Source organism: Exiguobacterium sp. s191 (assembly GCF_018618955.1).
Lineage (GTDB): Bacteria > Bacillota > Bacilli > Exiguobacteriales > Exiguobacteriaceae > Exiguobacterium_A > Exiguobacterium_A abrahamii.
Genome location: NZ_JACSNC010000001.1, coordinates 764373 through 776955, shown reverse-complemented (window position 1 = coordinate 776955; position 12583 = coordinate 764373). Strand labels below are relative to the sequence as shown.

Sequence of the window (12583 nt, the reverse complement as noted above, 5' to 3'; positions counted from 1 at the left end):
GACAGGCTAGGCACTATACTGAGTATATCGTTCAGTAAAGGAGACATGCCGCATGTTTCGTCAAAAATCACTTTTGTACTTACTCATTTTTTTGTCCTTCGGTTTCGCTTTTGACACGATTACGGGATCGAACCTCATTCCGTTCGTTGAACCCCTTCATGAATTAATTGCCTCACTTGCGTTGACGATCACGACCGCCTGTTTGACACTGTTCTTTCTGTTCTACCACGGTGTTCGTCCGCATCTTGAATTACTGATCGTCCTCCCCTTTTTGATTTTGACGAGCGGCATTACGTTCTTGTTCGTCTTCTTGAACGCAATGACTGTCATTTAACGTCACCAAAAAGCCCGTCTTCTTCAAGGAGACGGGCTTTGATCGGCAATATGTAGATCACGGTTTGGCGTGAAGTTCTATCAACGGATCGCTTTCACTCGGCCAATTGATTTGTCCCTCGTAATGATCCTCGATCGTCGCGACGGGTTCCGAACGTTCGAACCGGGACGGTTGCGTCGATGTCGTACAGACGATCAAGACAGCTAATAGACTGATGATACTAAAGCATCGTCGCATCATAATTTGAGCTCCTTTAGTCGTTTCTATTCTCATATTAAACAAACCATGCTATTATGCCATCCGTCCTCCGCCGTATCTCTCACTCCGCCCATTAAAAAAGACCGACTACGTAAGTCGGTCTGACACCATCACCCTTGTTCGCCAACGACCGAGAACCGCTCGTTGAGATGTTGCGCGTTTTCTAGCTCATCCACTACAGCGATGGCGTAATCCGCGTAACTGATGTAGCTTTCCCCTTTTGCGTTCAGAATCATCTGCTCGCCGCCGATCGTATACGTTCCTGTTCGTTGACCGCTCGGATCAAAGAATCCAGCGGGGCTGAGATACGTCCATGTCACGTCTTGCTGCCCTTGCAGTTCGATCAAGTTTTTCCCCATGTTCGAAGCTGTCGGATAATACGCTTCCGGGAAATCCGGTGTTTCCATGACACGTACTGTATGCTCGGCATCAACGAATAGGCTTCCCGCACCACCGACAACGAATAGTCGTGTCTTACTTCCTGCTAACACGTTGATTAAATGACGCCCGACTTCGATATGTTTCGTTTCCTCACCCGGTGCTGCATTGAACGCATTGACGATGGCGTCAAACCCGTTCAGATCGTCTTTCGTCAGCGTGAGCACATCGCGCTCGAGAATCGTGACGTCTGCGGTCACCTTTGCTGCGTTACGGACGATTGCTGTGACGTCATGCCCGCGTGTGATTGCTTCTTGTAAAATCAATTGTCCTGCTTTTCCTGTTGCGCCGATGATTCCGATGTTCATGATGATTCCTCCTTTTGATATGTAACTACTTTGATTACATGTAACCAATATAGTTACAATTACTTTGTTTGTCAACAGTGTTGTTCCTATTCCCCGTTTCTTGCCAAATGAACAATACGACGTATAATGAGAGAACAATGTTTTTAAGAAGGAGGATCATCCGTTGGCCATCAGTACACGTTTTTCCGTCGGCATCCATATTCTCTCGTTGATCGCGACCGACGAGAAGATGACATCCGACTTGATTGCTGGCAGCGTCAATACGAATCCGGTCGTCATCCGTAAAATCATGAGCATGCTCAAAAAAGCCGATCTGATCGAGGTCCGTCCGGGTGTCGCCGGTGCGCGACTCGCCCGCCCGTTGTCTAAGATTACGCTGCTTGACGTCTATCACGCCGTTGCTGTCGTACCGGACAAGGAATTGTTCGGCGTCCATGCCGCACCGAACCCAGACTGCCCAGTCGGACGAAACATCCAATCGACGGTCACACCCATCTTCGAGCTCGCACAATCCGCGCTTGAGAAGGTACTCGCTCACGTCACATTAGATGATATCGTCAGTGAAATCGAACAAAAAGAAGCATCGTCCTCGTAAGGGCGATGCTTCTTGCTTTAGAAAAACCATTGATATAGTAGATATCCTCCACCGAGGACGACAAGCACCGCGAGCATCTCCAGACCACGCATCCCGTCGTTTTGCCCACGTGGTACGGCACTACCGAGACCTTGATCGACACCATCGCGGAGATGATCGAGTGGTTGTTTCTTTTCTTGTTTGAAGCGAGACATATAAACGCCCCCTTTTTACATATTGTACCATTCTATCTTCACCTTGCAGTACATTCTGACAAAAAAATACGTGGTAGTGCTTATCTTACATTCAATTAGTTTCTCTATTCATTTCGAAGCAATTTCATGAATCCCATCTTTTCAACGATCAAAACATCCTGCTCGAAGCGTTTGATAGAATGTTTTGATGCTTGTTCGTCAATCAAATTCGGATGACCAAAGCATACATTTAGTATCGAATTAAGTTTCTCTGCCTCACCGCCGATAAAATAGTGAGACATATAGGTGTCGTCTTCTGAGGCAATGACGACGAATGTCGCCATATCAAGCACTCCTTCGACGCTTTCTGCTGTCATGAGTTTGTCTTTCACAGATGCATTCTGAAAGTCATACGATTCGATGGAGGCAATCCTACCTTGCAACAGATCAAGAATTGATTTCCGGTAGACACAATAGACGCCAACGATCGTTTCAATGGGTGGAACGAACGGATCTTCGAGGATCGTGATCAAACGCTCGTCGTCTTGATTCAAGCGGATGGCGTGCAAGTGATTGACTAATAATTGATCAATGACGTTCACATTCGTCGGTTGGATCGATTTAAAAGCATGTACAGGCAAGCTTTTCTCCCCCCGCTCTTTTAGTCAATGATCATATCCTTCCCTTCTGCGCGTAACCGCTGCAAGGATGCTTTCATCGTCTCAATCTCTTCATCTGTATGCCGCTCCCACGCTCCGAGTTCAGCAATGATCTTCACGGGTTCAGTCGAACGATACGACCGAGTCGGATTGCCTGGGAACCGTTTGTTCGTCAAGTTCGGATCATCCTCATACGCTCCTAGTGGCTCGACGAGGTAGATATGCTCCGGAGCGTCAGATTGTGCGAGCTCCGCGCCCCACTTCGCTGCATCAAGTGTTGCTGTGAAATAGACGTGCTGGAGCGGTCGTTCACGAAAATTCGACGCGTGCCCTGGTTTCAATTCGTCACCGATTCGCAACGTGGCTTTCGTGCCATGGAAAAACGGACCTTCGACTGGTTTCATACGCTCCCCTCCTGACTGGATACACTCAGTATAGACAGTCGATTGATTCAGGTGTAGTCTGTTTCAAAACGAAATTTCACGGTATACTTATAGCAAAGGAAGATCATTTGTCGTCAGATTGTAACTCGTTTTTTGTCTAGCCATCAGGCATGATGGGAATAGTCATTTTACATACCCTATAGGAGGTCATCCGTTCAACGTGAAGTTCTTTAAAGCTTTAGCGAAAACCGAAGAGGCTGTCTGGATTCCAGAAGCCGAGTGGCAAACCGTTTGTGAGCAAGAAGGACTGACCGTGCCGCATCATCCACAAGAACAATTTGTTGGTCTCGCGTACAACAATCAGCGGCAAGTCGTCGAAGTCACGCGCAACATGCGCCCCCCAGCGCTCAGTTATTACGTTACGATTCTTGAACCACCTAATAGTCGATCTCTCATCTCAAAACGTTCGTTCTTAACCGTGCTTCATGAACGAACGGAGCGCACGTCCCTCACCGAATACGGTACATTCTGTTTACTTGAGATCAACGTTCGTGAAGAAGGGCTCGGCGAGCGTGGTCTGTTACTTGAGTCGTTGATTCATGATATTGAAAAAAAGTACACTCATTACGCGATTCGTGGTGATTATGCGACGATCACCTTACAAGGACGCGTCTCAGATCAATGTTTTACGAAATATGGATTCCAGTTAACGGATTCCTATCTCACGCTTTCGAATGGGATTCCTTCCTGAACCGACCTGACTTGTTCAGGTCTTTTTTATACAGTTCCTAGGCAATGATGGGAAGTGATGGGTTTGCGTTCAAACTAGTAGCACTACATATTTTTAATATGGTATGGTAAAAGTAATTCATCAGCAGTACATTCTACATTTAAGAGGTTCCCCATGACAACAATGACAGAGACATATCCCATGACATGCTGGCATACGATTTCGACGTATCATAATCAACAAATCAAGCGCGTCAATGCTTTCTTGAAACAATGGGATCTCTCCCATACGAATCTTGAAGTATTGCGTTGCCTACAAACGACCTCATGCACGAGCCAGAAGGAAATCGCGGAACGGATCCAAGTGACCGATGGCACGATTTCACACGGAATCAAACGTTTATTTGATCGGCAACTCATCACCCGCAAGCGCAAATGGAAGACGAACTATCTGCTATTGACGGAAAAAGGAACAGCCATTCTGCAAGAAGTGTTGCCCGCTTACGAACGTTTTCAACAAGAACAATTCGCCGCTTTGACGGCTCGACAACAGGAAGAATTAATCCGTTTCTTCGATAAGCTCAACCCTGCATGACAGAAGAGGAGGAAAAATCATGACCTTCACATTCGAATCTTCAATGCAACACTGGAACGCCATTCAGCGGATCCATTCTCGTTATTCGAAAGAAGTCAACGATGTATTGAAACCAAAAGGACTCTCGAAGTCCCAATTTGATTTATTGATGACCCTGTATCATCAAGAGAGTGCGACGCAAAAATCACTTGAACGCACGCTTGAACTCTCAAGCGGTGCCATTTCGCAAACGGTCAAGAAGTTGCTGGCGGAACACCTCGTCATCCGAAAACGAATCAACCGGGAAAAACGGATTCTCTTGACGGAAGATGGTGCAGCGCTGATTCAAACATCAGCTCCTGAGATCGAAGAGATTGATGATCGCTATTTCCGTGCCTTTACATCAAAGGACCACGAGACGTTCGACCAATTGCTTCATAAGATGCAAAGCGATCATTTTTAAATGCGCGTAATCGTTATAACAAAAGAGTCCTTCTCTCTTCTGAAAGCACAGTAGAGAGAAGGACTCTTTCATTGTTCAAATGGGAACGTATTCCTTTTATCTGAATCCGACAATAACGATTTATTTCGAGTCCACCATGCAATCAAGCTTGCCACTAATAAGATGCTTGCCCAGTAAATCAAGAAAGTATTGCTGTTAAAGAACTGACTGTTCATATAGGGCGAAGGTACCGACGTAATACTTGTTAAGTAACTCTCATCGATCGTTCCATTCTCCGCCCTAACTTGTTGTTTAACGAAAACTTGATACTGGCTGAATTGCTCGACTTGATAGAAGATGCCACACACAAGATAGATCATCGTACAGATCGATAAACCGATTAGGGATAAAAAACGTAACCGCGCTGCTCTCATCCATTGCACCACGAGACTGATGCCAAATGGAAAAATCAATAGGAGTAGCAGGAGCGGTATAAGCCCTAGATTCCCATTGCCGCTGCTTGATTGCGGATACACTTGCGTCGAGCGACCCAAGGATACGAGAAGTCCACTAAAGATGCTCAATGCCACTACCAATCGGTCAACTCTTACGACTCTCATCTCACTACACTCCTCCTTTGAATAATGTTTATATTCCTTCCGTCTTCCCTCTTCATTATACAAAATCAAGACACTTAAAATTTCCTTTTTCAGGAATCAAGGGAACGGATTATTTTTCTTAACCTGATTTTTAACCATCATCCATTGCTGTACACAGTTGACATCGCTGATCTTTCAACTATGCAAAATCTTTACGAACGAGCTGATAAAAACATCCAAAAAGAACCTTGAAGCGTCGCAACACTTCAAGGTTCTTCTTATTTCATGATCCCGTACTCGCAAATGCCTTCAGTCCGAACAACCAGAAACGATAAGCGATCAAACAGGCGATGATCGCGACAAGTGGTGTCGCAATCGCCATCACTCCATAGCCTTTTCCATCAAAGAAATACATCGCCGGATAAAAGGCAGTAAATCCGAACGGGATGATGTAGGTCAAGACGAACATCAACACCTTCGAGTAGATCGTCATCGGATAACGAGCGAAATCACTCAGACTGAAGACCGCTGAGACGACCGGTAAACTGTCGACCATCCAGAACGAGAACGTCGCAAAAAACAGGTTGATCGCGATATAGAGCAATCCGCTTGAAAGAACAAGTACGATCAGCATCAAGACATCACCGAAGCTCCAGATCATATCGAGATGATCCGAGGCGATGTACAGTACGCCACCGCCAATCAACAGTTGACCGAACCCGTCTTGCTGAACGCGCTCGGCGACGATTTGAAACAGTGGATTGACCGGGCGCATCAACAACCGATCCAGATTCCCGGTCCGGATGTACTGCCAGCCGATCGTCCACAAGTTATCAAAGAAGATATGGTGTAAGGCTCGTCCTAAAAAGGCAATCCCGTAAATGAATAGGATCTCGTAAAAGTCCCAACCGTTTAGCGTCTCGATATGCTGAAAGACGACCGACAGGAAAAAGAGTGAGGCGAACTGTTGACCGAAGACCGACAAGACACCAATCAGGAAATCGATCCGATATTCCATCATGACCTTAAAATGACTTTTGGCATACAACCAGTAGAGTTTTATGTATCGTTTCATCCGCCGAACACCGTCACTTTCCGGATTGCAAGCGCAAACGTGATCCGCAAGATGACAAAGAACCCAATCAACCAACCGATTTGAATCAGTAACGCCTGCAGGATGCCGCTTGCACCAATTTCTCCCGTATAGATCGCAACCGGGACGTAGACGAGTGAAGCAAACGGTAAGTACAGACTGATCGTCTGAAACCAGTCCGGGAACAGCGTCAACGGGACGATTGCACCGGACATGATCGTGATGACGGCGTCTTGTAAGACGGATAGTCCCCAAATGTTGACGGTATAGAAGGCAAAGATGCCGACGAGCAGATCAATCAATGTCGCGAGCAACACGGCACAAATCACGCTACCGACGAAGGCAATGCCAGCTAGCCATGACTGTGGTCGATCCACGCCGATGAACAAGATCGAGACGAGGACGAGTGGTAGGATCGAGCGGAACAAGACCGAGACTTTTGAGCCGATGTCTTGGGCGAGTAATTTATCGAGCAAGTGATACGGACGGAGCAACTCGATTGCGATTGCTCCTTGTTTGATCATTCGGGCGAGATCGCGTCCGGCACCCCCGCGGAACTGATCGATCATCGTCGCAAGCACCGCATACGTCAGCATCGTTGACAGCGAGATACCGGAAACATCGGTCTTATTGGCATACACGGCTTGCCAGAAGAAATAGAGGATGAACAGACGCATCGTCACGCTAAACATGCTTGCCCAGTACCAGGCTGTGTAGGCGAGATCAACTTTGATTTGGGACCGCATCAACGCGGTATATTTACGTATTCTCATGCACTGATCCCCGCTTGATAGAGCTTGCGGATTAACGTCTCCATCTTCGGTACGGACACGGAGACGTCCCGAACGGCGTACAGCGAAACGATTTCCTTGATGACTTGACCGCTTGACAGTTCTCGGTCGTCGAAGGCGAGCTCATACGTTAGTTCATCCGTCTCAAACATGATCACACGATTGATCAACACTGTCGGTAAAGCGAACGGCACCAGTTCTTCGAGCGTGATTCGAAGTGTCCGCTCGTGACTGAAGGATGCCTTTAACTGATCGATCGTATCGTCATAGATGATTTTACCGTCGTCGAGGACGATCACACGGTCACAGACTTCCTCGATATCCTGCATGTCGTGTGTCGTCAAGATGACGGTCGTCCCCCAGCGATCACTCATCTCACGGATGAAGTGACGGATCGTCTCCTTGATCTCGATATCAAGCCCGATCGTTGGTTCGTCGAGATAGACGACTTTTGGTCGATGCAGGAAGGCTGCGGCTAGTTCACAGCGCATCTTTTGTCCGAGCGACAGTTGTCGGACCGGTACGTCTAGAAGCGGTGCCAGATCAAGCTTCTCCCGAAACCACGCGAGTGTCTCGGCAAACTCGGAAGTCGGTACTTGATAAATTTCCTTCAACAGCTCAAACGATTCTTGGACCGGAATGTCCCAGAACAGTTGCGTCCGCTGACCGAAGACGGCTCCGATTTGCGATGCGTTCTTGACGCGGTCGGCGTGTGGATCAAGTCCGAATACCCGGACGTTCCCCGCGTCCGGACGCAAGACTCCAGCGAGCATCTTGATCGTTGTTGATTTCCCGGCACCGTTAAAACCGATATAGCCGACCCGTTCTCCTGGTGCGATCGTCAAATCAATCGCTTTGACCGCCTCTTTCGTCCGGTACGTCCGGTGAAACAACGCTTTGATCGCTCCGCGTAATCCCGGTTCCCGTTGTAGGATTTGATAGTGTTTCGTTAGTCCTGTTGCTTTGACGGCATATGGTTGCATGTATTCTCCCCCTTTTTGTGCAAACGCTTTCCGAAAACGTAGTATACCAGAAAAATCCAAGATTCTTCCATCTCTTTTGAAAATTTTTCTCGATATTCTGACGCTGTCGCGTAATAATAGAAAAAAAGGAGTGGTCTGACCATGCTATTACGCCATATGACACATCGGCATCACATGAAATCAATCGTGACACGCGGTGGATTGTCACCGACATTCCAAATCGATGCACCAACAGGCTGGATCGCCTTTGAAGTCGATCCTCCAAGCGCAGCGTATCAAACGCACTTTCATCAATTAAAAAATGATTGGCAGGATGGAGATGTCGTTACGCTCGAATTCGACGGGGAGCGGATGCAAGCGGCAGGCTTCGAGATATTGCAATCAACAGAAGACGTCCGCAGTCACCAGGCAGAGAGATTAGGCGTATCCATCGAGGAAATTGGCTCGTATGCATTCATTCGCAATTTCGTCTCACTTGATTATCTCGTCGAGTCTTCACGTGAGAAAATCTCAGAGTATTATTGATTTAGTTGAAGAAATCTAATCTTTTTTAAAATATACGGAAATCAAGATATTTTCATACATCTTTAGGGTATCGTTGGCTATATAGAATAAATATTCATTGAATGAAACATTTTTTTGTAGTTATTTTTCAGAACTCATTTGAGAGGAACACGAATATGTGGAATACGCTGAACCATCTTATCCTCAACGTCGCTCTGACCTTTTTCTTCGTGCTCATCTCCCTGTTCTTTTTTAAACGATTTCAGTTTCGAAACACGTTCGACAGCTGGCTGAAGAAAAATCTGTTAGTACTGACTCTTGCGACAGGTGCCGGCTACTGGGTCATCCATAACGCCATCACCTATGAGGGATTCCGTTTCGATTTGTCGATTACCTTGATCGTCATCGCTTTCATTTATGGAGGCATCAGTAGCGGCTTCATCACGACCCTCGTCTTCGCTTCCCTTCAAACGTTCGTTTTTGATTCCGCTCATGCCTATTGGCTGATCGGTACGTATCTGATCGTCAGCATCGTTGTCTTGTACTTACAAAATGAAGCACCGGATCGATTCATCTCGTTTCCGGTCATCTTCACGATTGCACTTATTCTCTGTTTACCATACGTTCAACATGTTCAACCGAATGACGTGACAGCGATGACGATCTTTCTCGTCGGGAATGGCTGCGCTGGTTTTCTCTTGCACAGCATCTTGCATCAAGTCCGCTGGCACTTCAATCAAGTCCGGATGCATCGGCGTCTTGCCTTGACGGATACATTGACAGGGCTTGATAATCGACGTCGTCTAGAAGAGACCGTCCAACGGTACAAATCACAACAAACGGATTTTTCAATCATGATCATCGATGTCGATCATTTCAAACAGGTCAATGATACTTACGGTCATGACCGCGGTGATCATATCTTACGGCAAATCAGCTCTTTGCTAGCATCGTATTGTCCCCCAACGTGTGTGCTCGGACGATTCGGCGGCGAAGAGTTCATGATGCTGTTGCCGGAGCATTCGTTGCCGGAGACGCGTCGACTCGCGGAACAAATCTGTGAAGCCAGTGCCAAACGGACGTATGAGTTATCAGCGACGGAACCGCTGCAAGTGACGTTATCGATTGGTGTGTCTCGCCAAACGCATCAACCGTCTGAGACCCATAATTTTCTGCAGACGATCCAGCAGGCAGACGCTGCCCTCTATCAAGCGAAGAAGAGTGGTCGGAATTGTGTCTTTCATCATGACCCGTTACGTTAAAGAAAAAAAGTGCCCCCCTCGCGTGACGTGAAGGGGGCACTGCTATCTGAAATGGAGGAACGAACGTGGAAATCACGAATGTCTTACGCTTTACCGATCGCGATGGCTTTCGACAGTGGCTGACGAACCACGCAGATCACGCGACCTTCTGCTGGGTGATTCTCAGTCGAAAACAAGCCGGAGATGGGTTACTTTATCTCGATGCTGTCGAAGAGGCACTTTGCTTCGGCTGGATTGATGGAATTGCAAAGAAGACCGAAGACGGCGAACTGGCGCAACGATTCACCCCGCGTCGAAAAAACAGTAACTGGACCGAACTGAACAAGGAACGAGTCCGTCGCTTAGAGCGCCTCGGCTTGATGCAACCGTCCGGACGACAGGTTCTACCAGACATGCGCACTGATGCATTCGTCATCGATGACACGATCCAGACGCGTCTACAAGAAGACCCGATCGTCTATGAACAGTTTAATGACTTCCCGGAGCTCTATCGACGGATTCGGATTGATACGATTCAAAGTGTACGTAAGGATCCCGCTCTCTATGAAAAACGTCTGCAGACGTTGATTGAAAAAACGAAACTGAATCAGATGTACGGTCAGTGGAATGACGGGGGTCGTCTTTTACTCGAAGATGTTCCGGAGACGGAATTAGAGGCTAGTCGGTCAGACCGCTAAGAAAATCTCTTCTAACGTTTGACGTTCGATCTGCACCTCGTAGACTTTGACGTCTTGTTCCGCAAGCATGACGAGTAACTCTGGAATATCCTCTTCCGTCGATAAATCAAGCCGTGTACAATCATCAGCTTGCGACAAAAGCCGAGCGTATGCTGGCAGATGCGATGGCTCTAATCGCGGAACAGTCCGAATACGGATTTGAATCTCCTGCCTCATTGCTTCTTGTAAGGATTCAACGGTTCCATAGCGGACGATCCTTCCCTCCGTCATGATGGCGACACGGTCACACATCTTTTCGATCTCATTCAAGTTATGCGAGGTTAAGAAGATCGTTTTTCCTTCTGCTTTTAATGCAAGCAACAATCGCTGGATATCAATCGCCGATTCTGGATCAAGACCGGACGTCGGTTCATCTAAAAAAAGTAATTCCGGATTTCCGGTGAGCGCTTGTGCGATACTGATCTTTTTCTTCATCCCGAACGAAAAGCTCCCGATCTTTTGTCGCTCCGTTCCGCTTAATCCGACTTGTTCAAGCAATCGTCCAACTTCTTGCTTCGTGATGCGAACTCCTGATAATCCTGCCATATAGTTAAGAAACGCACGTGCCGTCATATCATGATACAGATTTGATGTATCCGGCATGACCCCGATCCGTTGTTTGATGCCATCCAGTTGATCAGCGGGTTCACCGAGAAGTGAGACAGTTCCGCCTGTCGCTTGTGTGATTCCGGTCATAATCTGAATGAACGTCGATTTTCCAGCACCATTACGACCTAAAAAACCAAAGATTTCTCCTCGTTCGACCGTCAAATTCACTTCTCGTAAGACTTCCTTCGCACCAAACAATTTCTTCAACCCTTTTACTTCAATTGCTTTCATGCTACAAATCCTTTCGCTTTAACGTGAGATAGGAGACCGTCAAAAACAACCCACTCCATAAAACAGGTAACAGTAACAACGTTCCAGACATGATGACGGCGTGATACGGCAAGATGTATTGAAACGGTACCAGATACCATTTTTCTGAGAACGCTGACCAGAGACCGATGATCGGTACGACGATTCCGAGAAAAATACCGAGAAACATCGTCAAACCAGGCTTCGCAATCATCGTAGATAAAAAGATGTTGAAACTCGTGATGTATAGGATGACGATCAGAACCGACAGATAATCGATCCAGAACCATTGCTGCGCGTAGAGCGAGACAATCAGGAAATTGATCGTTAGCGTCGCGCACCAGAACAACAATGAACCGAGAAACTTCTCCAAAACGATTCGCTGACGCGACGTCTTCGTGACCAGTAAACGTATCGTTCGCGTCTCGATTTCACGATTGATGATGTCGTGCGATAACGCAGTCACGAATAGAAACCCGAAGAACAGGATGAAGAACTTAATGCTTGAAGTATAGGCAGACGGTTGATTAACGCCAGCAAGCAGTTCCGGATGCCTCGTCAAATACGATGCTGTGAAGACGGACGTGATCGTCAGAAAAAGAATCAATAGAATCGCTTTGACGCTTTTGAAGCTGCTCGTGAATTCTTGTTTTACAATTGGAAACATGACGGACTCCTTCGGACATATTTTTGATTAACGCAAGCGTTCTTTTACTTTCGTGACAAGGACACCGAGTCCATATAAGGTAACGGCTGTTAAGAGCATCGTGATGATGGTTTCCATGTGAATTCTCCTCTATGTAAATGACGTGTCATCTTACTCTACGCTACTCTTTGAAGAAAGTTTCCTTATTTTTCAATTCCCAACATTCTCCTCATGGTAC

The 12583-nt window shown here is 46.9% G+C and carries 19 protein-coding genes; 8 read left to right on the top strand and 11 right to left on the bottom strand.

The window, feature by feature from the left end:
* The first annotated feature begins 52 nt into the window (after positions 1–52).
* On the top strand, positions 53–334 hold the full coding sequence (locus tag KNQ09_RS04055) for a hypothetical protein (RefSeq protein WP_214857533.1): 282 nt from the start codon (positions 53–55) through the stop codon (positions 332–334).
* A 57-nt stretch (positions 335–391) separates the two neighbouring features.
* Here the strand turns inward: KNQ09_RS04055 and KNQ09_RS04050 are convergent, their stop codons facing one another.
* Both KNQ09_RS04050 and KNQ09_RS04045 read right to left on the bottom strand, forming a co-directional pair.
* The gene (locus KNQ09_RS04050) at positions 392–574 is read right to left on the bottom strand and encodes a hypothetical protein (RefSeq protein WP_214857531.1); all 183 of its coding nucleotides are present in this window, start codon (positions 572–574) and stop codon (positions 392–394) included.
* A gap of 128 nt (positions 575–702) precedes the next feature.
* Positions 703–1338, bottom strand: coding sequence for an NAD(P)-dependent oxidoreductase (locus tag KNQ09_RS04045; protein ID WP_214857530.1), 636 nt, complete (start codon positions 1336–1338; stop codon positions 703–705).
* 163 nt (positions 1339–1501) lie between these two features.
* Here KNQ09_RS04045 and KNQ09_RS04040 point away from each other — a divergent pair, with 163 nt between their 5' ends.
* A complete protein-coding gene (locus KNQ09_RS04040; protein WP_058265849.1) occupies positions 1502–1933 on the top strand; it encodes an Rrf2 family transcriptional regulator in 432 nt (143 codons plus the stop codon).
* Positions 1934–1950: 17 nt separating this feature from the next.
* On the opposite strand, the gene KNQ09_RS04035 is transcribed toward KNQ09_RS04040, so the two are convergent.
* From KNQ09_RS04035 to arr, 3 genes are all read right to left on the bottom strand, one after another.
* Entirely contained in the window at positions 1951–2127 is a 177-nt protein-coding gene (locus KNQ09_RS04035) for a hypothetical protein (RefSeq protein WP_156501836.1), read from the bottom strand.
* A 104-nt stretch (positions 2128–2231) separates the two neighbouring features.
* The gene (locus KNQ09_RS04030) at positions 2232–2747 is read right to left on the bottom strand and encodes a hypothetical protein (protein WP_064299933.1); all 516 of its coding nucleotides are present in this window, start codon (positions 2745–2747) and stop codon (positions 2232–2234) included.
* A gap of 20 nt (positions 2748–2767) precedes the next feature.
* Positions 2768–3169: an NAD(+)--rifampin ADP-ribosyltransferase gene (arr, locus tag KNQ09_RS04025; RefSeq protein ID WP_214857529.1), complete on the bottom strand. Its 402-nt coding sequence runs from the start codon at positions 3167–3169 to the stop codon at positions 2768–2770.
* Between the two features lie 199 nt (positions 3170–3368).
* Between arr and KNQ09_RS04020 the strand changes: the two genes are divergently transcribed.
* From KNQ09_RS04020 to KNQ09_RS04010, 3 genes are all read left to right on the top strand, one after another.
* The gene (locus KNQ09_RS04020) at positions 3369–3899 is read left to right on the top strand and encodes a hypothetical protein (protein ID WP_064299935.1); all 531 of its coding nucleotides are present in this window, start codon (positions 3369–3371) and stop codon (positions 3897–3899) included.
* A gap of 153 nt (positions 3900–4052) precedes the next feature.
* Positions 4053–4472, top strand: a complete 420-nt coding sequence (locus KNQ09_RS04015; RefSeq protein ID WP_029341581.1) for a MarR family winged helix-turn-helix transcriptional regulator — start codon at positions 4053–4055, stop codon at positions 4470–4472.
* A 19-nt stretch (positions 4473–4491) separates the two neighbouring features.
* Positions 4492–4914 (top strand): MarR family winged helix-turn-helix transcriptional regulator, encoded by a 423-nt coding sequence (locus tag KNQ09_RS04010; protein WP_023468160.1) that lies wholly within the window; start codon positions 4492–4494, stop codon positions 4912–4914.
* A 68-nt stretch (positions 4915–4982) separates the two neighbouring features.
* Here the strand turns inward: KNQ09_RS04010 and KNQ09_RS04005 are convergent, their stop codons facing one another.
* The 4 genes from KNQ09_RS04005 to KNQ09_RS03990 all read right to left on the bottom strand — a co-directional run bounded on the left by KNQ09_RS04005 (position 4983) and on the right by KNQ09_RS03990 (position 8359).
* Entirely contained in the window at positions 4983–5513 is a 531-nt protein-coding gene (locus KNQ09_RS04005) for a hypothetical protein (protein ID WP_064299936.1), read from the bottom strand.
* A 262-nt stretch (positions 5514–5775) separates the two neighbouring features.
* Complete coding sequence (locus KNQ09_RS04000) at positions 5776–6567, bottom strand: ABC transporter permease (RefSeq protein WP_064299937.1); 792 nt, start codon at positions 6565–6567, stop codon at positions 5776–5778.
* Positions 6564–7358: an ABC transporter permease gene (locus KNQ09_RS03995; RefSeq protein WP_193748180.1), complete on the bottom strand. Its 795-nt coding sequence runs from the start codon at positions 7356–7358 to the stop codon at positions 6564–6566. The genes KNQ09_RS04000 and KNQ09_RS03995 overlap by 4 nt, the downstream gene beginning before the upstream one ends.
* Positions 7355–8359: an ABC transporter ATP-binding protein gene (locus KNQ09_RS03990; protein ID WP_214857528.1), complete on the bottom strand. Its 1005-nt coding sequence runs from the start codon at positions 8357–8359 to the stop codon at positions 7355–7357. Before KNQ09_RS03990 ends, KNQ09_RS03995 begins: the two co-directional genes overlap by 4 nt.
* A 141-nt stretch (positions 8360–8500) precedes the next feature.
* Between KNQ09_RS03990 and KNQ09_RS03985 the strand changes: the two genes are divergently transcribed.
* The 3 genes from KNQ09_RS03985 to KNQ09_RS03975 all read left to right on the top strand — a co-directional run bounded on the left by KNQ09_RS03985 (position 8501) and on the right by KNQ09_RS03975 (position 10802).
* A complete protein-coding gene (locus tag KNQ09_RS03985; RefSeq protein ID WP_064299939.1) occupies positions 8501–8884 on the top strand; it encodes a hypothetical protein in 384 nt (127 codons plus the stop codon).
* 155 nt (positions 8885–9039) lie between these two features.
* On the top strand, positions 9040–10125 hold the full coding sequence (locus KNQ09_RS03980) for a diguanylate cyclase (RefSeq protein ID WP_214857527.1): 1086 nt from the start codon (positions 9040–9042) through the stop codon (positions 10123–10125).
* Between the two features lie 65 nt (positions 10126–10190).
* Positions 10191–10802, top strand: coding sequence for a YdeI/OmpD-associated family protein (locus KNQ09_RS03975; protein WP_214857526.1), 612 nt, complete (start codon positions 10191–10193; stop codon positions 10800–10802).
* On the opposite strand, the gene KNQ09_RS03970 is transcribed toward KNQ09_RS03975, so the two are convergent.
* Together KNQ09_RS03970 and KNQ09_RS03965 are read right to left on the bottom strand one after the other, a co-directional pair.
* Positions 10791–11681 (bottom strand): ABC transporter ATP-binding protein, encoded by an 891-nt coding sequence (locus tag KNQ09_RS03970; RefSeq protein WP_214857525.1) that lies wholly within the window; start codon positions 11679–11681, stop codon positions 10791–10793. The two genes, KNQ09_RS03975 and KNQ09_RS03970, sit on opposite strands and share 12 nt — an antisense overlap.
* A gap of 1 nt (position 11682) precedes the next feature.
* Positions 11683–12366 (bottom strand): ABC transporter permease, encoded by a 684-nt coding sequence (locus KNQ09_RS03965; protein WP_214857523.1) that lies wholly within the window; start codon positions 12364–12366, stop codon positions 11683–11685.
* Between the last annotated feature and the right edge of the window lie 217 nt (positions 12367–12583).